This window comes from Bacillus sp. AFS023182 (genome assembly GCF_002560575.1).
Lineage (GTDB): Bacteria > Bacillota > Bacilli > Bacillales > Bacillaceae_G > Bacillus_A > Bacillus_A arachidis.
This window is the reverse complement of sequence record NZ_NTRO01000052.1, coordinates 1-23,199: the sequence shown is the minus strand read 5'-3', so window position 1 is coordinate 23,199 and position 23,199 is coordinate 1. Positions and strand designations below refer to the sequence as shown.

At 36.3% G+C, this 23,199-nt stretch carries 28 protein-coding genes; all 28 read right to left on the bottom strand.

Annotated elements, in window-relative coordinates; all coding sequences use genetic code 11:
• Window positions 1-64: 64 nt before the first annotated feature.
• The gene (locus CN288_RS20365; RefSeq protein ID WP_098302989.1) at window positions 65-538 is read right to left on the bottom strand and encodes a hypothetical protein; all 474 of its coding nucleotides are present in this window, start codon (window positions 536-538) and stop codon (window positions 65-67) included.
• Window positions 539-558: 20 nt separating this feature from the next.
• Complete coding sequence (locus tag CN288_RS20360; protein WP_098302988.1) at window positions 559-1,806, bottom strand: BppU family phage baseplate upper protein; 1,248 nt, start codon at window positions 1,804-1,806, stop codon at window positions 559-561.
• A 33-nt stretch (window positions 1,807-1,839) separates the two neighbouring features.
• Complete coding sequence (locus CN288_RS20355) at window positions 1,840-2,118, bottom strand: transcriptional regulator (RefSeq protein ID WP_098302987.1); 279 nt, start codon at window positions 2,116-2,118, stop codon at window positions 1,840-1,842.
• Window positions 2,119-2,127: 9 nt separating this feature from the next.
• Entirely contained in the window at window positions 2,128-4,170 is a 2,043-nt protein-coding gene (locus CN288_RS20350; RefSeq protein WP_098302986.1) for a phage tail protein, read from the bottom strand.
• 11 nt (window positions 4,171-4,181) lie between these two features.
• Entirely contained in the window at window positions 4,182-4,967 is a 786-nt protein-coding gene (locus CN288_RS20345) for a phage tail family protein (protein ID WP_098302985.1), read from the bottom strand.
• Window positions 4,967-7,756 carry a phage tail protein gene (locus CN288_RS20340; protein WP_098302984.1) on the bottom strand — a complete coding sequence of 930 codons (2,790 nt, stop codon included), beginning with the start codon at window positions 7,754-7,756 and terminating at the stop codon, window positions 4,967-4,969. Before CN288_RS20340 ends, CN288_RS20345 begins: the two co-directional genes overlap by 1 nt.
• Window positions 7,757-7,761: 5 nt before the next feature.
• Window positions 7,762-8,409, bottom strand: coding sequence for a Gp15 family bacteriophage protein (locus CN288_RS20335; protein ID WP_098302983.1), 648 nt, complete (start codon window positions 8,407-8,409; stop codon window positions 7,762-7,764).
• Window positions 8,409-8,810, bottom strand: coding sequence for a hypothetical protein (locus tag CN288_RS20330; protein ID WP_098302982.1), 402 nt, complete (start codon window positions 8,808-8,810; stop codon window positions 8,409-8,411). The genes CN288_RS20335 and CN288_RS20330 overlap by 1 nt, the downstream gene beginning before the upstream one ends.
• Before the next feature lie 56 nt (window positions 8,811-8,866).
• Window positions 8,867-9,310 carry a phage tail tube protein gene (locus CN288_RS20325; protein WP_098302981.1) on the bottom strand — a complete coding sequence of 148 codons (444 nt, stop codon included), beginning with the start codon at window positions 9,308-9,310 and terminating at the stop codon, window positions 8,867-8,869.
• 3 nt (window positions 9,311-9,313) lie between these two features.
• Entirely contained in the window at window positions 9,314-9,736 is a 423-nt protein-coding gene (locus tag CN288_RS20320) for a phage tail terminator protein (RefSeq protein WP_098302980.1), read from the bottom strand.
• A 10-nt stretch (window positions 9,737-9,746) separates the two neighbouring features.
• Entirely contained in the window at window positions 9,747-10,097 is a 351-nt protein-coding gene (locus CN288_RS20315; RefSeq protein WP_098302979.1) for a minor capsid protein, read from the bottom strand.
• Window positions 10,094-10,429: a putative minor capsid protein gene (locus CN288_RS20310; RefSeq protein WP_098302978.1), complete on the bottom strand. Its 336-nt coding sequence runs from the start codon at window positions 10,427-10,429 to the stop codon at window positions 10,094-10,096. The genes CN288_RS20315 and CN288_RS20310 overlap by 4 nt, the downstream gene beginning before the upstream one ends.
• Window positions 10,422-10,823 carry a hypothetical protein gene (locus CN288_RS20305; RefSeq protein ID WP_098302977.1) on the bottom strand — a complete coding sequence of 134 codons (402 nt, stop codon included), beginning with the start codon at window positions 10,821-10,823 and terminating at the stop codon, window positions 10,422-10,424. The genes CN288_RS20310 and CN288_RS20305 overlap by 8 nt, the downstream gene beginning before the upstream one ends.
• 8 nt (window positions 10,824-10,831) lie before the next feature.
• Entirely contained in the window at window positions 10,832-11,086 is a 255-nt protein-coding gene (locus tag CN288_RS20300) for a hypothetical protein (RefSeq protein ID WP_098302976.1), read from the bottom strand.
• Window positions 11,087-11,133: 47 nt separating this feature from the next.
• Entirely contained in the window at window positions 11,134-12,033 is a 900-nt protein-coding gene (locus CN288_RS20295) for a capsid protein (RefSeq protein WP_098302975.1), read from the bottom strand.
• Window positions 12,034-12,067: 34 nt separating this feature from the next.
• Window positions 12,068-12,709 carry a hypothetical protein gene (locus tag CN288_RS20290; protein WP_098302974.1) on the bottom strand — a complete coding sequence of 214 codons (642 nt, stop codon included), beginning with the start codon at window positions 12,707-12,709 and terminating at the stop codon, window positions 12,068-12,070.
• A 12-nt stretch (window positions 12,710-12,721) separates the two neighbouring features.
• Window positions 12,722-13,843, bottom strand: coding sequence for a phage minor capsid protein (locus CN288_RS20285; RefSeq protein WP_098302973.1), 1,122 nt, complete (start codon window positions 13,841-13,843; stop codon window positions 12,722-12,724).
• Window positions 13,843-15,348, bottom strand: coding sequence for a phage portal protein (locus tag CN288_RS20280; RefSeq protein ID WP_098302972.1), 1,506 nt, complete (start codon window positions 15,346-15,348; stop codon window positions 13,843-13,845). The genes CN288_RS20285 and CN288_RS20280 overlap by 1 nt, the downstream gene beginning before the upstream one ends.
• A gap of 11 nt (window positions 15,349-15,359) precedes the next feature.
• On the bottom strand, window positions 15,360-16,658 hold the full coding sequence (locus CN288_RS20275; protein WP_098302971.1) for a PBSX family phage terminase large subunit: 1,299 nt from the start codon (window positions 16,656-16,658) through the stop codon (window positions 15,360-15,362).
• A complete protein-coding gene (locus CN288_RS20270) occupies window positions 16,642-17,574 on the bottom strand; it encodes a terminase small subunit (protein WP_098302970.1) in 933 nt (310 codons plus the stop codon). Before CN288_RS20270 ends, CN288_RS20275 begins: the two co-directional genes overlap by 17 nt.
• A 296-nt stretch (window positions 17,575-17,870) precedes the next feature.
• Complete coding sequence (locus CN288_RS20265; RefSeq protein ID WP_098302969.1) at window positions 17,871-18,275, bottom strand: hypothetical protein; 405 nt, start codon at window positions 18,273-18,275, stop codon at window positions 17,871-17,873.
• 42 nt (window positions 18,276-18,317) lie between these two features.
• Window positions 18,318-18,857, bottom strand: coding sequence for a site-specific integrase (locus tag CN288_RS20260; protein ID WP_098302968.1), 540 nt, complete (start codon window positions 18,855-18,857; stop codon window positions 18,318-18,320).
• A 454-nt stretch (window positions 18,858-19,311) separates the two neighbouring features.
• Window positions 19,312-19,551 (bottom strand): hypothetical protein, encoded by a 240-nt coding sequence (locus tag CN288_RS20255; protein ID WP_098302967.1) that lies wholly within the window; start codon window positions 19,549-19,551, stop codon window positions 19,312-19,314.
• A gap of 82 nt (window positions 19,552-19,633) precedes the next feature.
• Window positions 19,634-19,897, bottom strand: coding sequence for a DUF2829 domain-containing protein (locus tag CN288_RS20250; RefSeq protein WP_255260023.1), 264 nt, complete (start codon window positions 19,895-19,897; stop codon window positions 19,634-19,636).
• A gap of 367 nt (window positions 19,898-20,264) precedes the next feature.
• Window positions 20,265-20,492, bottom strand: coding sequence for a hypothetical protein (locus CN288_RS20245; RefSeq protein WP_098302966.1), 228 nt, complete (start codon window positions 20,490-20,492; stop codon window positions 20,265-20,267).
• 716 nt (window positions 20,493-21,208) lie between these two features.
• Window positions 21,209-21,667, bottom strand: a complete 459-nt coding sequence (locus CN288_RS20240) for a helix-turn-helix domain-containing protein (RefSeq protein WP_098302965.1) — start codon at window positions 21,665-21,667, stop codon at window positions 21,209-21,211.
• Between the two features lie 134 nt (window positions 21,668-21,801).
• Window positions 21,802-22,434 (bottom strand): Holliday junction resolvase RecU, encoded by a 633-nt coding sequence (gene recU / locus CN288_RS20235; protein WP_098302964.1) that lies wholly within the window; start codon window positions 22,432-22,434, stop codon window positions 21,802-21,804.
• Between the two features lie 549 nt (window positions 22,435-22,983).
• A partial coding sequence (locus tag CN288_RS20230) for a hypothetical protein (RefSeq protein ID WP_141527991.1) occupies window positions 22,984-23,199 on the bottom strand: 216 nt, incomplete at its 5' end.

Genomic DNA, 23,199 nt, shown 5'->3' with positions numbered 1-23,199 from the left:
CAGTACCAAAACATTTTCCAAACTTCATATTCACTTTGCGCTACGGACATCACTACCACCTCCATCAGCTTAGTTTCAATTCAGCTACTTGATCTGTCAAGAACTCAACTTGATCTTGTAACTTTTCTAATTCGGTCGGCTCTTGTGGTTCCGGTTTGTTCATTTCTTCCAATTCTTCTTCAGTAATTGTTTCAATCCACTTTTCTCCATCCCAAACTGGTTTCCAGTTTGGAATTGGCAAAGGAACTTCTGTATAACATTCTGGATATTCGTAAACTTCTATATACCTGTCAAAAACCTCTTCTTGGTACTTGAATTCCTCTGTTTGATATTGCAACTTCACTCGGTCAACTTCTTTTTCTTGATAAACTTGATTATCATCAAGGTATCGAATCGTAGTTTTGACCGTTATGATTTCGGGAACATCTATCGTTCTAACTCTATCTTCTAATTTATTCAACGACTTAAAAACCGGGGATATTGCCTTGGTCTCTGTATAAGCGCCTGTTTCCTTATCATATAAATACAAAGTTTTCATCTGAAAATCTCCTATTCTTTTTAAATGATGTATGTGAGTGTGAATGACCAATATCTCAAAGGGTTTGTCCCTTCCGCAATCCATTCACAATGGACAGACCCGTCAGTCTTTAATGTAATAAAACCTGCAGTCGTATCAAGATTACTTAAAACATAGGTAGCTGAGAATGTTAAATCACTAGTTGGTCGAAAGTTTGCTGGAAGTGTAGCGATAATTTGATTGTTTTTTACCCCAGTTACATTCATATTAAGACATACTGTACTACCTATTCGTTTTATTTTCGATGTTTTCCCTGATTGGTTTAACACGCCATTAATTGGTGTAACGTTGACCCAGTCTGTATCTGTCGATTGTTTCAAAACACCAGAAATCTGCAAATTATCGTCAAATAAAAATCCTGTTGCTATCTTCGTTAAAATACTTTTACCATTGAGTTGTAATGCAGTAGTTGTAAATTTCCATCCATTAAGAGTTTTAAGTAAGTCATTTAACGTTACATGCTCTTCCCACCCAAGCCAAGTACCATTGTCGATGTAATTTGTAAAAAATTTGTTTTGATAATCTTTCGCAATAACAAATCCGAAAGTTGGGGAATTTATAAATGAGATACCTCGCCAGGATTTAGCATTAGGTGTATTACCTTGTACGCTGCCATGACAATAAATTGTGTTTATTCCTAGTCCTCTAGATACAATTTCATCAAGAATATTTTTGGTAGCATCACTAACCGAAAGTAACGCACCGCCCACATCTGTTGTGATTTTTGGTACTTGAACATTTTTTGCATTAATTAAATTTGTTAGCTCTACGATTTTTTTATTTGTATCATCAATTTCTTTTCGATAACCAGCTACAGATTCAAGAGCTTTTTCAAAATCTGAAATATAGCTTTCAATCCCTATATTCCCTTGCTTCACATCATTACCTAAGATAATCTTTATATCTGGTGTACTAAAACGTTCTGTAATGTTTCCTTTTTCGCAAACAAAATAAGCAGTCCACTCATTAGGAGACGAGACTGCTGCTGCTGAAAATGTATATTCAATTATTCCCTCTGTAGAATTAATAACTAATGCATCATCTCGAACAAAATTACCTTTGTTATTTATTGCTTCATACTTAACAGTGTATCCAGTTAAATCCACGGTTCTTTCATTTTCTTTTAAGTAAACTGTTAATTTTAAACCGTATTTATCATTCTGTCTTGCATAGATCTTTTTAGTGAACAGATTATTAGTTAAATCTATTGTGATTTTTTCGCTTCTCATGGTACACCCCTTTCTTTATTTTTTTATTACCTATCAATCTGTTGGGTTATTTTGCCCTTGAGAAGCTTGTTGTTGTAACGCAACTAAACAATCAGAGCAAACTTGCAAAGTTTGTAGTTTATGCAAATGCGCGTTCTTTTTACACATATCACAGAATGTATCTGTTTTACGCAAATAAACCTGGTCATGGTCCGAAAAAATCTCGATAACATCACCAGGTTTAACTCCAATATCTTGTAATTTATCTAATGGTACTTTTACAGAACCGTCTTCTCCAATTGTTACTGTAACACCTAAATATTGATATGCCATATTATCCTCCTAAACTGTTATAGTGAAGTTCGCCCAACCACTTGATCCGATGTGACCATAATACCCCCAACCTTTGAATCCATTCATGTACTTAATCGTTCCAATCGAGTCAGGAGATCCACCAGCCACATTAACTCCATCTGTTCTTACCTGACATTTAAAAACAGCTTGTGGAGCTTCAACATAGAACGAATTTGATGGATTTGAAACTTTGAACGTTACTCCGTTCGAAGCTTCTACCCAAAACGTCCCATTATTCGCATAATAAGTAATGCCAGCAGCAGCTTGAGTTACGATACCCGCATTTGAAATATTAGTAGTTTTACCAGCGGATTTCATAAATAACTCTCCGCCAGTAATAATATCGGCATGACTAGTAGAGTCTAAACGTAATGTATTTATATTTGCAGTAAGTTGTTTATCAGATTTCAACACTAAACTTTGCTTACCTTCTAATGTTAATGCGTTATCTCCATGGAGAAATGTATTCCCTTGAGAAGTGAGCCTTAAATTACTTGGGTAGTATGTGTTACCTTCTGCTGATTCGCCTTTAGAAATACCAAAGTTTGCAGAGTAATATGTCCCTTGATTCAACTGTGCAATTACTAATGTTCCCTCTTGGAATTTATCAGTAGTAATATTTTCATGCATTAATATTGTGGGTTGAAGCTTACCAGATAGGTTAATGTAGTATCCAAGAAACATTCTGGTTAAGTTTGACTCCATCAAGCGAATGAATTGTTTTTCTATGTGAACGTAGTTAGAACCGCTGGATGTTCTTAAGGTTGAACCACTAATTTCTCCTGCTTGTATAAGTTCAGCCACTATACCTTCTGCCGTCATAGCTGTTTTATATGTTCTGCCATTGTCCATGGATACACCAATACCTTCTGATGTAAATCTAACGATATAGTTAGGATTTTTTTTACTTCTTGCGATAATACCGCCACTTGGGGGATATTCTAATTCTGTCATGCTGTTATTGATTGCTGTAGTAGCTGATTGTATAGCTTGATTCAATGCGCTATTTTTTACTATTCCATCATCATCAACAATCTTGCTCATTTCTTTTTGTACAGTCTGAAAAATTGTTCCTGAAAGGCTCTTATTGTAGTTTGCAAGTGTTACATTAGAATTGATTATTTCTAAGTTATCATCGAACTCTTCTTCTACTTGCATTATCCTCGTATCTACATTAATTCCCATAGGTTCATAAATAAGCGGAACTCGATCACCTTCATTTGGGACATCGTAAGGAAACCCCACACGCCGCATATCGACAAAATCAACTGTTATGCTTACCAAAGGTTCGTCCTGTAACTCGCTTTTCATACGAGACATTAAACTATTCATATTTGTATATCTATCATCTCGTACCGGTTTTGCATGTAATTTACCGAATACAGCAGCGTTAGGGCTTGTATACTCTGCTTCTATGTCTTTTCCGTATCCTTTGATATATGTGCTTAATCCTTTTGTATCAATCGTTCTTTCTAATGTCTTGATGTTATAACTGTAACGAAACTGGAAATCTGTATCATTACCGATTTTCTTCTTTAAAACTACTTGATTACCATTTAAATAAAACTCTGCTCCATATCTTTCTAACACTTTTTGAAATAAAGATAATCGATTATCATCGCCAAAGTTTTCGAATGCCTCTGCGTAGAATGAATCTTGTATAGAGTATCTATATGGAGTTTCGAGAAATATCATAGATAATGCTGCATTGAATGTCATAGAACCATCATGGGTGTTGTATTCATAACTATTTATCAAATCAACAAAGAAAGAGTGTACAGCTTCACATTTTTTAATAAATGTTTTACCTATAGAACGCTCTATGACTTGCTTAATGACATATGTTTCACCATCTAGTTCAATTTTGCTTTCTTCTTGAACCATAGAAAATGATACTTCATTTATGGCAGTCGGTATAACAGTGAAACTAAGTGTTTTTTCGCCATTAACCTTTCTTGTTCTAGTTAGACCATTGACACCAACAAGAGGCTCTGTATTTCCTAATACATCCGTAATAGCTAATACATTCATGATATCGCCTCCTATGAATAATAAAACCGGAAATCAAATGAAATAGAAAAAGGGCTTATAGCCCCTATAATTTCAAAGTCATTCCACCCTGGTTTTATTGTGATTAAATTTCTATTTGTATCTCTAAAAATTGATACACCGCTTTTGGTGCTTCTTATACCATCTAATTGGATTACTTGTCCAGATGAAGTAGTTCCTGTATATGACCATTCATCACTTGTTGTTTTATTTCTAATTCTTAAGTTATTAGATGCACCAGTGAATTTGATTAGTAGTGGCAAACACCTTGGATTAATGGTTACTTTACCAGCATTATAAATACTAAATGTCGGTGTTGTATGGGTGTAAAACCCTTGTCCAGCTTGCCATAATCCAGCATCAAATGTGAATGGATTATTCGTCGTTCCAATGGATTCAGCATATCCTAGTGAAGATACAAACGGAACTTCGATGGTTGCGCTTTGAAAGTTTATTTGATTTAATTCATATGAATCAGTTTCCACTAGCCATCGTTTTCCTGGTTCGACTTTCTCTATGATGTAAAAACTCTCTTCACAATCGAATAAAGAGAATACTTCATTACGTAATAAGGCATAATCATAGTGATCTCTAGAAACCATTTTAAACACGCCGATTATTCTTCTTGTTCCGGTTGTTGTTCCTAAATTAATCTCACCATTTCTACCTGCTACTTTTTCCCGTGTTGTTTCATAAGATGGCGAAGGATGTTTCAGTTTAACAAGCCTTAATCCATATTCAGCTGTATCATATTTTGTTCCATTTCGTTGTATAATCATTACTTCTCACCTACTAAATACGACTGCATTCCCATGCGACTAGATAATTCTTTTTCAATAATGTCCATCATTTTCGCAGCATCTTGCGGATTATCACCTTGATAGTTCAAAGTAAGGCTTATAGGTCTTTGTATTTGCTGATTATCATTTCCGTTTGTTCTTTGAGAGCTAGAGGAAACATTTTGCTCAATGTTAGGTAATGTTAACATTTTATTTAGCAATCCTTGCACTTTTGGAAATGCTAATTCGATGCTGTCACTGATCGGTCCACCAAAATCTAAATGGTCTAAATCAGAAAGAGGACCTACTTTCGCTGGAGAGAAAGGTAAGAAATTACGAATTTGTTGTGCAACCCAATTTATCACGTCTTTGACTACACCAAAAGCGGACATAACGCCTTTTGCTATCATTTCAATTAAACCTCTTCCAGCGTTATAGAATGTCGTACCTAATCCAGTAAGGAAATCAAGGATACTTTTAAATCCATTCCATACGATTTTACCAACATAATTTAACCCACTAGAAAATGAACTGGAAATAATATTCCACATCCAGGAAAAAACAGATGATATTGAACTTCCGATTGAACTTGCGAATTTAGACATTGCCTCGAATTTCGTAGCAAAAAAGTACCAGATTTCAAAAATTGCATCATTCCATACTTTTTTGATATACGTCCACATAAAACTGAATTTAGAAATAACATCACCAGCCCATTTTCCTAGGAATTTAAGTACTTTTCCCACACCAAATAACTGGAGGTATCCCCAAATAAATTCAAGAGCTCCAAATACAATTTCTTTTGTCGCTTCCCACATCTCTGACCAATTTCCTGTAAATAAAGCAGAAAAGAATTTTATTATTCCTAGAATTGTATTAACTGCTCCATTTATCAAATTTTTAATAGCTTCCCATGTTCCCTCTACTAAAAATTTCACGACTGGCCATACAAATTGCATGATTCCTAGAATAGCATCCATCGCTCCAGATACTATGCTAGATATAAAAGACCAAATGTTTTTCGCAGCATCTGCGATCATTTGACCGTTTTCATTCCACCATATAAGAAGTTTGTCTAAAATTTGTTTGAAGTATATACTTATTGCGTCCCAAATTGGGATTAACACATTATTAAGGATAAAATTCCACACTGTTATTGCTGCATTTTTAATAGCTTCCCATCCTGCAATAACTGTATTTCTAAACCCTTCGCTTGTATTCCAAAGATACATTATCCCTGCTACTAATCCGACTATTGCAGCGGATACAAGCCATACAGTTCCACTCATTGCCATTAGACCCGTTACTAGGGGTGAGATTAACATCCAGATAGAGGACCATGCAGCAAGCATACCGTTCCATAAGCCAATACCAATAGCTAAAGGGGATAAAAGTAATGTAAGAGCTGGGACTAACATGATAATAGCTTGTATTATTAATGCTAATTTAGGGTGAGCTTCATTGAATGCCGTTACAAGTTCAAAAAATTTCGCCGCGAAATTCACTATTGGGGTCATAAGCATTCCGAACGCCTCGACCATAGGTTGAACAGCTGTGACAAAAGCATTTTTCATTCTTTCCCAAGCTAATCCTAATGGAGTTAAAGAATCTTGCAGTTCTTTAATTTTTCTATCTGTAGATTCTTTTAATTGTGATAATTCATCTATTGCTTGTTCTTTAGCTAGGCGTCCTTTTTCTCTCCACAAAGCTACATAATTATTCAAACCTTCCTGTGTCATTTGCGTTAACGCTGCCACTTCATTAGCTGCTTTTGGCCCCATTTGTTGTAGCTCTTTAATTAAGCCTTCATCAACACCACGAGCCGTTAACTCTTTAAGATTACTTATCCAGTTTCTTAATACTTCTGTTTGTGTTTGGAGGTTTTTCATTAGCTTTGCGGGACTAACCGCTTGCACTTGAACTTCTTCAAATATATTAGCGAAATTTTTAATTTCATTTGTACGTTTATCTAACTCCTCAGCATATACAGCAGTTACCTCTGCCATTTGACTGCGAACTTCTGCTGGATCTGGTCCAGCCGCTGCTTTGAATAAACTTGTATATAAGGCAGCGCCTGTTGCTGCTGCCGCTAATGCGACCGTTTGAAACCTCATCAAACCTTGATTTATCATCGCTTGCATATTTAAAAGAGATTTCATGCTCGCTGTTGGTCCTAACATTTTTAATGCTAATACAGCTGCGTTACCTCTATTAGCAATTTGGTTCATCGAATTTGCAATAGCTAAACCTGCTCTGTTAACTGTATACATAGGATTAGCCATGCGCTCATAGTTTTGAGTGATACGCTGCGCTTGTGTTGTCATGTTCATCATTGTTGCAGCTGTTTGTAGCATCGAAGTCATTTGTAAGCTATTAGCATTTATCATTTGATCAGTTACACTTTTTTGTTCCGCTCCTAGTTGTTCAAGCAGTTCCATGAATTCATCTATCGTTCCAGAGTATGTTTGTGCAGATTGTGCCAGCTTAAAATATTGATATTTAATTTCAACCATTTGGTCTCTCGCACCACGCATAGCGATTGATTGTTGCCTATGAGCGCTCGCCATTTCACTATACATTCTTCTTGCTTCTTCTGAAGTACCTCTATATACATATCTGATACGTCTACCTAAACTATCGTATCTATCTCCCACTTCATCAGTTAACCCTCTAGTAGACTCTGCAACTCCATCCCCAATATGATTCAGCTCGTCATTTACACGCTGTACATCTCTTCGAATGTTCCCAGTATCTAACCTGGTATCTATCTCGACTCTTCCGTCGGCCATTTATTTCACCTGCCTCCGATTTGCGCCTTTTGCGCTTCCATTCTTTTTTGGAACGCTTCAAATTCTTGTTGTTCCCTTATTTCTTTAGCTTTTGGCAGTTCATACACGGCTTTCATCTTCTTAATCCGTTTGCGTTCATCTGCATTGTGTTTATCTTTTGGTGGTATTTCGCAAGTACGGTAATATAACGCTTGTCCCATTGGTGATTTGCTTGAAAGATTGCGGAAAAGAGCGATAAATTTGTTCCACTGCATCTTTCCTTGTTGCTCAATTAAATCGATATTGTAATCAAACAAAAAAGAGGAAAAAATCCGCTCTGCATCCACTACGAAATCTACAGTAGGAATCGTCGGCTCTTTTTCCTCTTCTTGTTTTTCTTCTTTCCTTTTTTCTAAAGCTTTCAAATCAATATCCAATTTAGAATTTAAAATATCAATAATTAATTGAGTTTTTTGCTCGCCATTCAACTGGCTAAGTGTTAATTTATCAACAACTAACATACTCAATGCAATATCAAATTTTAATTGTTCACTAATACTCTCATCCTCAAATAGTTCAAATAATAAAAGCACGTTATCATAAGCAAGATTTAATTCAAAGCGAACGTCATTCCACATATAAAAGTCATAATCACGTTCAGTTAACTTCAACATTATTTCTTCACATTAGTTAAGTATTTTTCACGTGCTTTTTCTGTCTTTTTAGCATTTTCTTCCGCATAAATGGAAATTAAGTAATGTACAAGTTCCATTAGGTTCATAACGGATTTTCCGGCTTTTTCGTACAACTTTTCAAAGGTCCCTTCACCCAGGAATGTTTCTACAATATCTTTTGTAACTTCTTTCTGTTTTTGTGCAGTCGCTTCAATTGCTTCATCAGTCGCTTTTTCGTAATCCTTAACACTTTCTGTAACCTCTTTAATGCCTTTATCAAAGCGTTTAATAGCCTTTTGATGCTTAGATAATGCTTCATCATTAAACTCAACTCTATGAATTTCACCAGCGATATCTACTTCTTTATAAGTCTTTTCAAATTCAAATTTAAATTGTGTCATGCGTGCATCTCCTTTTTATTAGGTAAATAGAAAAGAGCCGTATTAACGACTCTTAATTAAGGTGTAACAGGTGCTTTTGTAAATGTTGGTTGTCCGTCAAATGAGATTGTAAATTCAATCTCACCTTTGCTATTAGCATCTCCACCTGGCGCTTTAATTTCAGAAATAGTTGCAGGGCCTTCCCACTTATCTCCATTCGGCTCAGTAACTGTGAATGTTGTCTTGCGAGCAGGACCAACTTTATTTGATAAACCAAAGATGTAATCTTGTGCCTTATCACCATAAAAACGATGACCTTCAAATGCATATGACATCATGAAACCTGTAATATCACGTTCAGCAGCACCGCCGCCATCGTAGTAATACGTTTCTTCTGTTTCTTCGTTATTGTCTGGATCAACAGATGTAATACCTTTAGCGATACGTTCTTTTTTAGGAGTTTCAGTTCCAGGAGCAGTATCAACTTCAAATTTGTATCCGTGGTTTAATAAAAATGACATATATTATTGACCTCCTACTTCTAATTCCGCAGAAAAAAGTGCGGTGTATATATGCTCGTTTGCTGCTGTTTTCTCAACGAAATTAGGCTCAACATATACGTTGAGCCTTCTGAGTGTGTATGAATCGTCAATAGCGTTAAAATTACGCCTTTGAACGTTATTTAGTTCTCTTGTAATAAATTCAACTGTGTTGTTTACCTCAAGTTGATTACTACTTTTTGCGAGAATTTGAATTTGTTTGTTGATAATTTCACCTTCGTAATACTGTTCCCCTGGCGCGGATGGAATCATCCTAATAGCAATACTTTTTCGTGGTGCATCATTTACTCCTATATCTAATAAATCGGCTTTTATTGGAGCGAATAGGATGTTTGGCTGCAAAGAAGTAGTTAGATGCTTCTTGATTGATTCAATTAGCCATATCATGTTTGTCCTCCTATAAGTTCCGATTAATCTCGTTTTTTACGATTCTTGCCCAATCTATTACATGTCTAGCTTTTGCCTCTTCAAACCATAAGCCTCTCGCATTAGGATTCACGTCTTTAGAAAAGTTGTATTGCGGATTGTAATACACTCTTCTTGCATATGGAGTATTCCATTCTATATGACCCTCTCCAGGTCTACTGAATCGAATAGAAGAACGCTCTAACTCACCTGTATCTTTTGGTATAAAATAATTACTATCTTTCAATATCTGCTGATCTAATACGAATTGTGCTTTTTCAGTCGCTTCTAATACCTTGCTTTCAATCGCTTGTGTATCCAATTGAATGTTTACTCTTATCAAACTAAAAGCACCTCCACATGGTGAAGATTACTACGATCATAAAAGTCACTGACTTTGCTAACGGTCATTTCTTTCCCATTAAGTATGACTTTCGACTTCTCTTTGAAAGTAACAGGAGTCGAATGCACCGCATCATGAAACAACAGTGTTTGCATTACAACACTGTCTCCATTACTGTTCATAACGACTGTTTTTTTAGATTCAATTCGAACTCTTTCAATTGTTACGGGTGGTTTGTAGTTATCATTTCCACCCCAAGTGTCATCTTCACCCTTATACCCCAAATATTCCACTGTATGAATTAATAGTGAACGTCTAATTGGTTTAGCCATGTACACACACACCTGCATACAGTAATCCGGTCGGCCGTAAGTAATCAACCACAGTAATCGCATAACGATCATAATAACTCGGCGCTTCCACTGCCCCTGCACTCATTCCATTTTCAGAATAAGAACCAATAGAAAAACCTCCGCCACCTTCACTTACAGTAGCGGAAGTAATGCCGTTAATAGCTAGAAATTCAACTTGTGCTGCAGTAGCTTTTTTGACTTGATCACGAATGAAAGGAGCGACTTTATCGAAGTCAACTCCTTGTAATTTGTAACCTGTGATGCTATCAATCTGCTCACTGGCTCTTTTAATCATCCTGTTCAATAACGCTACATCTGACACCGGAGTCCCTTCATAATCGTTATTGTAGTAATCAGCATCTATATATGCCATACGATCACCTACTTAGCTGCAGCTTCCTTTTTCAACTTAGCAACTTCTGATTTCAGTTTGCTCTTTTCAGATTTTAGCTTTTCATTTTCATCTAATGCAGCATTTAATTCTGCCAACGAAACATTACGTCCACCTGTTGCGCGAGTAACAATGTTACCCTCTTCATCAATCTGGTCGTAACCATCAAGCAGATAACTAGCTAAACGGTCCTTATCAATATTTAATGTCTTATTTAATCGTTTTACCTTTACAACATTACTCATTTACATTCTCCTCTCATTAAGAAAAGAGAGAACAATTAAGTCCTCTCTTATGCTCCTGCTCCTACAATATTAAACTTGATACCAGGCACTTTCTTTTCAATTAAGAATGCATCCCAATATTTACGCTCGTAGTAGAACCATTTACCAGAAGTAGTCGCACTCGGTGCATCTAAACTTACAAATTCGTATTTTTGTGGTGAAATGACTGTCGATGGGTGAACTAGAATCATATTAATTTGTTTAGCTGCTGCATCTGGTACTGCCCCATTTGTAAAGTTATATGCAGTCTTCATGCGAGAAGACGGAACTGTTTTAACTTTCACGTCATCAAGCGAGTAAATATTACGATCAACATTTCCGTTATTAGCACCAACATCTAAGCTACGTTGAATGTCTTTTGCTTGTTTTAGAAGCTTTTTGACCTGTGGAGTTACATACAAAATCCGCCCTTCTTGAGGTACTTCAGCATCATCCATCTCCATCATGAAATCATCATAGACACTCAATACATTATCCACTGTTAACGCTGTTGTATTAGCTGTTTGACCATATGAACCGAATTCGGAATATAATTTTGAAGCCATGAACTTATCCATTTCCGGAATTTTTTGTTCATCATTAAACACTCGAGTAATATTTGAAATTGATAGAGCCATATTTGTCTCATCGACATCTTGTGGATCAACAAGTGTTTTGTATTCACGGTCATGAGTAAGAGTTTTTGTTTCCCAATCATTATCGGCACGACGTGTATAACTTCCTACAACATCACGATCCACATCAGTAAATCCACCTGTAGTAACGCGTGGGATTTGGATAGTTTTAGCATTTATCCATTTGATATTTTGGTTATTCGGTGTATCGTACAGTTCAATGAAGCTTAATCCCTGCGAAAACTTCTGTTGTAACGCCTGTTGGTAATTTTGTGCGTAATTCGGTTTTGCCATTAATAAATCACTCCTATTTTTAATTTAATTAAATCTATTTAAATGCTGCAGCCCATTGCTCTGCTTCAGTCAGTGTTTTCTTTTGATGCTGACCAGTTGTAAATGTAGGCTTTGGAGTTCCTTGGGGTTCTTCCACTATACCTTTAAAGTGAGGAAACTCTTCAACTACCATTTCAATAGCCTTTGTAATATCTACATCATCACTAACCTTTGTTTTTGCTAGAGTAATAACTGCATTTAAGTTCTTTTCTTCTGTTATACCTGACTTAATCGCAGCGTTTTCTGCTTGTAAATTGAAAAGAGACTCTTCTTTTTGTTGTAATTGAGTCTCAAAGGCTGTTAATTTTTCATTTGTCTTTTCTTGCTCTGTTTTCTGTGATTCTTGGTACTCATTCCAACCTTTTAATGATTGTTTGAGCTGATCTAAGTTTTCTACACCTAACTTTTTAAGAAATGCCGCTTCTTGCTGTTGTTTTGCTTCTTCCATCTGCTCCGGTGTAAAAGTAACTGGCGGTTGTGCAGGTGGTTCTTGATTTACTGGTGGTGTAGTTTCTGGATTCGCTACATTTGGATCACCTCCCTCCGGTGTAGTTGCTGGCGGATTGTCTCTAACTTCAGAAAAGAACTGCATTCTGTTTTCTTTTAATCGCAATCTATAAGTTAATGGTTTTAGCACGCTTCATTCCTCCTAAACAATTTGTTCTCTGTTATAATTTCTCTTTCTACCTGTTTCTTTTAGAAAATCTCTCATAGCAGCTTGGCGTTGCGAAACCTTGTTCTTCGCTTCTTTCACACCCTCCACATCACCTAATGCTTCCATAACCTTTACTTCTTTTTTAGCTTTTCTAATCTGCCGTTCCAGGTGTCTTTGCTGTTGGCTTTCCTTATATACTTTGTCATTCTCTTCATCGTCATATGGTTCATAACGCTTAGTTGATTTCCCTTGTATATAAGGATAAATAACATGACGGCAATTCACACCTAATAACCCTGCCGCTTCACCATATGATGTACTGGAGAATGGAGGGTATCTCCTGCTTTTACCACTTTTAGAGTAAATACGACCTTGATACGGGCTACATCGGAGTCTTGCACCAATATGTGAACTTACTTCTATAAGGTCCACATCGTATTCATCCATACGAGTCATTTGCATCTCATTTGCTACATTTTGGCTAACAGAACGAGTTACCATATTTACGTAACCTTCTGTACTCCATCTTTTACCTGCTTTATCAATCAAAGCAGGTATTCCACGTTGAGCCCACTCCGAAACTGTTTGCCTAAGCGCCTGTTGTGCCGTTATGACGCCACCTAACAGTTTACCTACTGTCTTGTTTAAAATGTCTAAATAGACCTGCTGTGATTGTTTAAGCATTGTTGTGTTTATTAGATTAAACGTCTCTAACGCCTGTTGTTCGTAAGCATTAAGAATGCCTATTAACGCCGCACTTGTATACATCGCTGGCGCGGCAACTAAACTCCCTGCTTGCACTGCTTCTAGATATAACGCTTCATGTTGTTCAACTGCTGTAAATCCAGCAGCCTCTAACATCTTTCGTATTTCTTCAGCTGTTTTACCACTATAACGGGCCATTGTATTCATTTGTTGCTGATTTAACTTACCAAGCTTATTCAACTGAACAACACGCCAATGCTGATACTCCTTGAAATCATCTGCAGTTAATAGTAATTCCATATCATACTTGAGAATTCTTGCCATGTTTAAAAGTAACTCTTCTTCGATTGCGTTGTAGATATCTACTACAAACATAGAGAGTTGCTGTAACTTCTCAGGAGGGAGTGCCATTACCCTTCATCTCCTGGACTAGTATTCTGATGTTTATTGTTCATCCCAAAGAAATCAACATTTTCTGGAAGAACTATCTTATTTTCTTCCTGTATTTCTTGGAATATCCTATTCGCTTCTTCTTCAGTAACTTTCAAGATTTTTTGCATAGCTAACTTTTTCGGAATAACACCTTCTCTAAGTAACCCAAGCCAATAGGTAGCATTAGTGTTTCTATCTTCTGCAATGCTATCATCGAAGTTTATTGATACCTCAATATCTTCTGGAGCAGAGTACAGATCATATAGCTCTGAAACCTCTAAAATAACTGTTATCAGATCTTTTAATGATTCTTCAATGATTGTTATGTGTCCGTTTCGAGTTCGGTATGTTTTACTGTTTTGGCTCACTACCTCAGTAGCCGTTTTTAATCCTTCAGAATCAAAGGTAAATGAGCCTGTGCTGAACCCTGTCTGCATTGATAAGACATTTAGCAATGCATTAATAGCAGCTATATGTTCATCTACACGTAATTCAAATGATATTTCTTTTATAGTGTCGCTATCCATACCTAATTCTAACGATTCATACGCTTCATCATTCGCATCGAAATACCGACGCATCTGCCCTGTTAAAGGATCTACAATCGTTTTTACTGCGCTTGAAGGAATAATAATACGTTTCTTACCTAATCTGAACTCTCTTTCGAACGAGTCAAAAGCTACATCTAATTCATGTAACGTATCTATAGCAGAAGAATAGATACTTACACCCAGATTGCTAGTTAATTCAATGTTATTAGCTAAGTTCGGCTTGATATATACAAACAAGGAACGTTTTAAGTCGTTAATTACCACTTCTTCTTCTAAGTCAGGATACATAGTAGATAAAGGAATATTTACGCCTAACTCTGCACTCTCAGATTCATATAGTTCATTTCGGATTACGTATTTATCCTCTATCCACCTATGCCATTCAAGCAACGTATATCTTTTATTGTTCTTCCTTGTTTCATTTACGAAGACACCTTCAGTCACTGTTTTTCCATTGTCAGCTGTTGGAATGAAGCAGTCCGCATTCACAAAACCAATTCGAACGCCTTGATCATCTACATACGCTTTAGCAACAATACCACCTAAAGCAAACATATACTCTAAGTAATTCTGAAATTGCAGGTAAAAAGAGCTATTTTCAAGGACCTCTTTTACATATTCATGAGTTTTTTCATCGGATAAACTAATTCCACATTTCTCATTGAATACAAGATTAGCCATTTCTGACGAGATTACTTTCGACATCCCCATACTTCTCATTTTACGTTTATGAGAGTTACCATCTACAGTTTGATAAGTGACATCATGCCATTTAGGATAATAACCCATATACAACTGCTTCCACTTTTCAATGCTGTTGTACATAGAATCAGTTATCATAACATCTTTCATATCTACCACATTGCTAATCCCTTTAATCAGACCCAATTTGTACATCCACCTCCTTACCTTTGCAACGATGTTCCCAAACATGTTTTCACCGCCTAAAATTTTAATCCAAGTTTCTGCAAATTATCGTTAACATAGTACTGGAATGCATCACAAGTATGATCGTCTACCTTGATTACCTTTGGATCATCACTTTGCAAGCTATCGGCATCCCATTGGTACTTCTTGTGTTCTTCTATAAAAATCTTATTTCTTTCTGTTTTCAATACAAAGAAACGCCCCTGCGCTAATAAGTCCTGGACGTTATCGATCATATCTATTTTCTTTTTCTTTGCTATTGGATGCAGCCTTATACCATAATCTTTAAAAACCTGATTTCGCAGTGCACCTTCTGCAGAGTCAATTGTTTGCTTATCAAAATATCTGTTGTACGTTTTAACTGTACTATCCAGCCACTCTTTTAAGTCCTTAGATAACTCACTTGGAGCCTTTTTAACTACTTTATTAGCAGGACTGTAGTAATAGGTATCAAGCAAGATAACATTTCTCTTCTTGGTAAATCCAAGCGCTAAATGAGTAGTAGCAGATACCTGGTGACCTGTATCGGATGTTGTATCAATCAAAATAATGTCATCATCATTTGGCAGTTCATCGATTTCTTGAATATGATTCATGTTGTACACCATATCACCTAAACCAATGACTTCACCGCCATACATCCAGCGCCAATAATCTAAGTCATAAACCTTATACTTCTCAATCTTCCTAATCATCTGCTGAGATAAGAAGCCCTTTTTATCATCCATGTAAGTTGAATGATGAATGAAATAGTCTTCGTCTCCTGCTTTGCTATCCAACCACTCATTAATCCAACTGTATGGGTTTCGCGGTGGGTTGTATGAGAAGTATACCTTTACTTCCTTACCTTCGATTTCTTGACGAATGAAAGTATCCTCAACGATATCGATATCCTCTACACCAGCAAACTCCGCTGCTTCCTCGAACCATAGCGCCATGACGTACCCTTTGGCAATCTTAGCTGACTTAAGTTTCAATGGATCATCACAGCCATAGAAGTAAAAAGCTGTATTCGTTCGCTTGTGCCTTATTATTAATGGTGACTTTCCAAAGTAGAACTCACTCTCAACACCAAGCATATATATGGCCCATTTAATTTGCTCATAAATAGAAGTAGAAAGGTATTTGCCGACTTTTCTCAAACAAACCACATTACCCTGCTCATCGTCTAAGAAATCCGTCACAAGCTTCATAGAGATAACGGATGACTTCATAGAAGAACGGCCACCTTTTGCGACGATATGAGACTGTTCAGCAAGCCATAACGAATAGAAATTGACGTTCATCAGGTCCATGATATTAACTGTCTTGGTCATTTTCCATCGCCTTCCTCATGGCGTCCTTGTCGTTTACAATGATGACGCGACTGTTACCATTAGAATCATCTGTAAGTTCCTTAATCTCAGCTCTAGTCTTCTCGACATGTACCTTCTGCACTTCTATCTGCATACGATGACGTTCCTCTTCAATTTGTCGTTTGAAGTTATCTGGTACCAAGTCAAAGTATTGAGCCAATTTATCCAATGCTTTCATCTTGTCAGGAAGCTTAATGGAAATACCATCTCTTCCCTGCTTCACTTCGGTAATAATCGAACCATCTACCATATCATGGTCTTGTAAATCGACGTAATTAACCAATCTAGCCTCTGTTATTGTCTCAGTAATTTCGTTTCCTTCTTCATCAAACGTTGTATTTTCGCCAACTTCAACTTCAATTTCTTTTTGGCCAAAAGTAATGTAATTAGTAATATCAGCAAAAGCAATCTTAATGTATTCTTTCAATACATCCATCGCTTCTACAAATACATTTTCAACTAACTCACCCTTAAGCTCTTTTATATAGGAAGAAACTCGTTCACGCCTTAGCAATCGACTAGCTTGTACATGAGCGCTCTCTTTGGTGTATCCAGCCTTAATTGCAGCTTGCGTACCATTGAAGTATTTCACAAAATACAAACAAAAGAGCCGTTCCTTTTCGGTCAGCTCCTCATCTTCCAAAATCTCTTTCAGCTTTTCTTTTGTTTTGGGGTTTTTAACATTGGTAACGCTCCTTTTCGCAATAGTAACGTTACCATTCATTTGTTCATCCCATTTATCTTGTGATTTCCACTTTCTAACTTGCGATGGTCTAAGATTTAATTCATTCGCTATCTCAACAAGTGGCTTCTCACCTTTACTCGCTTTATACATTTCAAACGCTTTATCACGATCTGGGCTTCGTTGCCTAGCCATATTCACCACCTCGCGGTAATCCCTAAATTTAGTATTGAAATTCACTGTACATCGTTGTATTATATTTTTGTGTTTTTTCTCTATCTGCAGCAGAGAACACATCATCACTTCTGAAAGGACCCGACTCCAGCGGGTTCTTTTTCTCTTGAATTCATATTTAAAGCATTGTATTATATTTTCGGGTCTTACTTATATAAATCATTATCGAAAAAGAATCTGTATTTAACAGGTTCTTTTTGTTTATATAAAATAAAAAAGCAGCGGATTCGCTACTTTTAGAAAGACTTCATATTATTCTAATACCACGGTTGCCATGACGGTATTACGTTCTCATCAGATGGTTTTACCTCGCCGTCATACCCATCCAATTTGCTCACACCAATAAAGTGCAGTTCCTCTTTATATAAATCGCTACACGCTTCAGTTTCCATGTTTTCAAGAACAATTGTACCTTTAATCAATTTATCATCTTCTTTAATTACCGCAACTACATCAACAGGAACACCCATTTCAAATCCGTTTTGTTTATAAGAAGTCACTGATACTTGCCATTCCCATTCTATAACATCTATGGATTCTATAGCATTTACCCATTCTTTTCTGGTGTTCTCTAACAACCTTACTGACGCATCGGTAAAATCAATTTCTTCACCATTGATTTTCAATTCTTTTAGATCCTTAGTTATATCTTTAGTAATCACGTTCTCATCCCCTTTTCTTCTAGAATAACACAAAGGACTGTTTTATAACTTGAAACCTTGCATCGATGCATCTATCTCATCTTGCGTAATCCCGATATATCGTTTCGTTACTTCTTGAGAAGCATGATTAAAGATTGTCATTAAGTATGCTACATCTTTTGTCTTCTTATAGTAATGGTAACCAAATGTCTTTCGCATCGAATGTGTTCCTATATTCTCCAATCCAACCATATCCGCACATTTATTTAGAATGCGATACGCTTGAACTTTTGTAATCGGCTTATCACCTTTACGAGAAGGGAATAACCATTCATCTTCACCTTTGTTAACTACATAACGATCTATTTCTTCTTTAATATGTGTAATAGGAAACTGTTTGTTTTTCTTTGTCTTTTGCTCTCTGATCCGAATGTGATTTTTATCTTTCACATCACCTACTTTAAGCTTCAACAAATCTCCTATTCTCAACCCAGTATTAATCCCCATCACAAATAAGAGAAAATCACGATACGACTTCATTAGCAAACATTCTTTCATGTCCTCAATCTCTTTTAAGCTACGAATTGGATTCACGATCTCCACTCCAAAAATCCCCCTTTATCCCCTGTTAAACTCACATTGTAATACATTCAATGTATCATATCGTGAATAACAAAGTCAAAGGTTGATTTATCAATGTTTTGTATGTTATACAATCACCATTAAATTACATTCGGAATATTTTTTTATTTCTGTTCGTTGAGTTTGTTTGTTTTGTTGGGTAGCGGGATAAATTCTGAGAATCTATTTTTCCGCACTTCACCTGTACCTCTACAATGATTACATGGGTATTCAAAATAACCATTGTGTCTTTTCCCATGACCAGCACAATAAATACACGTTTCTTTACTCATCCCCTCACCCCTTATCATTAATTATCAATCCAATTCCTTAACTTCCTTCGCCTTAATGAACTGAATCATGATTAGCAAACAAACTATAAATCCAGCAACAAACCATCCGAATTGCTCCATGATGTCACTTCCTTAACAACAAATTAATCCATAAACTTGTCTACAGCTTTCTTACCTAAATAAGCAAATAAACTTTTCACAACAATAGCTAATACCCATGCAATCGAACTCACTGTAAACACTGTCATATAACTTACATCCAGTTTAAATACAAAACTAATAATCCACGCCAACCCTAACCAAATGGCTGACCATGTCCCAAACGACAGAATTAAAATTCCTAATATAGCTAATGAAAACACAGCTCCTAATCCTTTCAACATTTTCTCATCTCCTTTTCAAAATAAAATAAGACACCAAACCGATCACGGTAGCGCCTACGATAATTGATATTGGTTTAATCAATTACAGTTCAATCCAATCATTTGCTAACATATCAGTTTGTGAAGCAAGCCAACCAACAACAATTGTATTTTGCGCGGTTTTCATTGCGATGGTATCAACAAATATAGGTTCTCCTAAATATTCTCCGTATCCATATTTCAAACCCTCGGATAATTTTTCACCGTTAATCAGATACAGGAACATATCTTTTCCATTCCAACCTTTACGTGCAACTCTCTCACCTTGTCTTAATAATTCTAATGCAGAACCAAAGTCCATCATCATTCATCCTCCTAACCAAATGTCCATTTTGTTCAATAAAAAAAGAACACTATAAAGTGCCCTAAGCTTCTGAGTATTAAATATACGACAATGCCCTGCCCATTCTAATGGCGCAACATAAAAGAGCTTTATAGCGGAATATATGGCTCTCGGAAAAGGAATAAGTTGGTTGGCATTGACTCGATATTGTATGTTCAGGAATTCCTTATGTGCAATAAAAAAAGAGCCCTATAAGGTGCTCGTCCAATACGATTATAAAGAATGAATACGTCGTGTTCAGTTATTAGTATATGCTTGTCTCATTCAAAGTTTTACTGGTTTAATGTGTAATTTCTATATAACAAAGAAAAAGCACCCGTTATGGATGCTGTCAATTATTATCATTATAGTTACGTTCCAATATAATGTTTAATTCTCTTTCTGGTTCCTCATTTTTTGGATGTCGATAATACTCTAATTTATATTTCTTTACATCATAATTGAAGAGGCCAATCTTAATACTTTTAGTTTCTTTCAAAACGGCCATTAAACTAGCTACATCCTCATTCTTCGCGTCAAGAATCATTTCTCCAGATTTATTCCTAAAAAACACTCTCATACGATCATCCCCTTTCCCCTTATCTATTCAACAGAAAATAGGAAAATCCTACAAAACAAAAAGCCGCCACCGAAGTGACAGCTCTAAAGGGGATGGGAGAGAAACATTCACGAAAGGGGAATTTCGAAATGAATCAATTATAGGATGAGATTACTCTCAACCCTCTCCCAATCATCGCACTATATAATTTAACCTACGCGGTTTACGTCAATGACTGGGAGAAGACCAAGAATCTTCTCGTTTTACGTCCGTAGACTTATATATGTTGTGCTCAGTGCAGCCTTCGAGGTATCCCAGTCCTCTTTCGACGTACAGCGTACTATATGCCCAAAGAGAGCTATGGGAACTCTCTAATCATTTACAAAGCGTGGATCAAATACAAAATATTATTTTGTAAGACGTTTCCGCGCCTTGCGTGAACCAACACAGTTTCAGGGGTACGGAGGGGATGGTCTCCGCTGTATTGGCTCAAACAAAGAGCGAAGGCTCTCTGCCTAGTGAAGATTCGTGAGTAATCACTAGAAAATGTAATGTGCTCAAATTAACGATGCATTATTGTTCTTATTACTTGTTACTTGTTTTGAAATGTGCGATTCATTCAATCATAGAACCATCACCCATTTCCATTTTCAAATGTTTTGGGAAAACATGAATCATGACAGGAGTAAGATGGTGTCGTGTGCACCTCTCACTACTAATAGTGTATCACCTTTAGGTCAAGAACAGTGTTGCCTTTGTGTTGACTGAGTGTTGACTCTTTTGTCCATCTTGCAACTAATCTTTCTGATGTATTGGTGCGTGTATCCAAGACGTTCTGCAACCTCTTTTAGATTCATCCCCATTACATCACGTAAGTAAGTTATTTTCTTCTCTATCCCTTTCATATTACCCAAAACAAATTTAGCTTCGTCCATTACCGACTGTTTGGCAGCAATACGCTGCTGTAAGTACTGTGACTTCTCTATAATCTGATCATGACGACCTGCAATCTCATCTAATGCCAATGGTACCTGTCCACCTGTAACTCTATCCTTGCTATAGTCTGTTACTCCATTGAATTTAGGTGCATTCATTTCCATGTTCTTCATCAAATATTTATGTTCAATTTCCAGGTCTTTCAGTTGAATCTTCATCATTTCAATCTCTTCGCCTAAGTTTTGATAAAAGTTTGTCATAGCAAATCCCCCTATTGTAATTTTGTTATTTTCACTTCCTGTAAGGTATGTGAAATTTTACTATCCATCTTCTGAATAAGGGAACAACACCTACATACAGCCCCACCATCTGTAAAGCATTGTTCCGTTATTCATTAGGCCTTTAATAATTTCCGTTTCTTGTTACTCATCTTCTCTTTCGCTGTTTCAATGTTATTTGTAATCCTCGTATGGTCCTGATCTATCTGAATCATTCCGTCTAATACCCCTGGAATCAATCCTGTCTCATCGATGTATTGCAAGTAATCAACTGGTGCTCGTTCTGTTTGTTCTACTAAGTATCCATAAATATCAAAGTCTGCTCTTGGAATCGACTTCTTCCCATTTGGTTGGTGTGACATCCTTACATAAGATTGAATTACTGAAGCAGGCACCAAGAACACTTTCTTATCCTTACTAAACTCTATAAGGAAGAAACACACAGCTCCCATCTTTTCTGCTTTCTCCAGGTAATCTAATTGATGTTGCGCAATGTTCTTCAAATCGAATCGTGTTAGACTCTCTGTAGACTTTGCTTCAAATGCAACAGCTCGTCCTTTGTACACTCCGTCATAGTCCACTGTACTTTTAGATTCGTAGAATCCGTTTAATACTCGACCACCTTTGCTTTTTAACACCTTCACGGGAGTTGGACGCTTGTTTATAAGCGCCACTCCCTCCCTTTGGTACATTTCATTGGATAGATTGATAAGCATCTCAAATGCCATTCCTCGATTTCCTAAACCCATTTTTATTCCTCACTTTCTATCAAAGGATTATTTTGTTAAACAATCTTTTCCACAAAATAGTATTTAATATATAATTAAATTATTCAAATATTAGGAGTGATAAAAATGATTGATATATATAGTCTTATTTTTTTGATTATTATAGGGATCGGTGCTTTATTATCATTGATAAGTGATTTGCGAAAACCACAAAAAAATATATTTGCGATTTTATGTGAGTCCTTAGTTCTTATAGGAGTTGCATCTTATTACTTACATAATAAATAGCATCCTCCCTTGAATAAAACTCAACATTCCGTCAATACTATAGATACAATCTTTCTCCAGTTCCCCATTGGAGTCGAGCAGTTAGCTTTTGCTAGCTGCTTTTTTCACATTTTAATTATATTAAGCGTATATTAATACTGATTATGATTGGTATTACGCCTACCTCTCAAGGGCACTTATATACAGTGCTCTTTTTTTATCTGCATAATATTCCTAATCCTGTTTATACTATAAATGTATTGTTCTTGCGTACAAGAGGCAGTTAGCTTTTGCTAGCTGCTCTTATTCTTGTTTATCGAATGGACCTATATCCTCACCAATAGCACCTAAATAATTCTTACGATCCATTTCCCAACAATTCCGGCACATCTTTTTGCCAGGAACAAAGTCTAGTAAATGAGGTCCTCTTAATTCTTCTCTGATTTCACCACACCAATCACATTCCCCGCCATTTTCATACTCTGCCATGATTTTATTAACTTGATGTTCTGAAAGCTC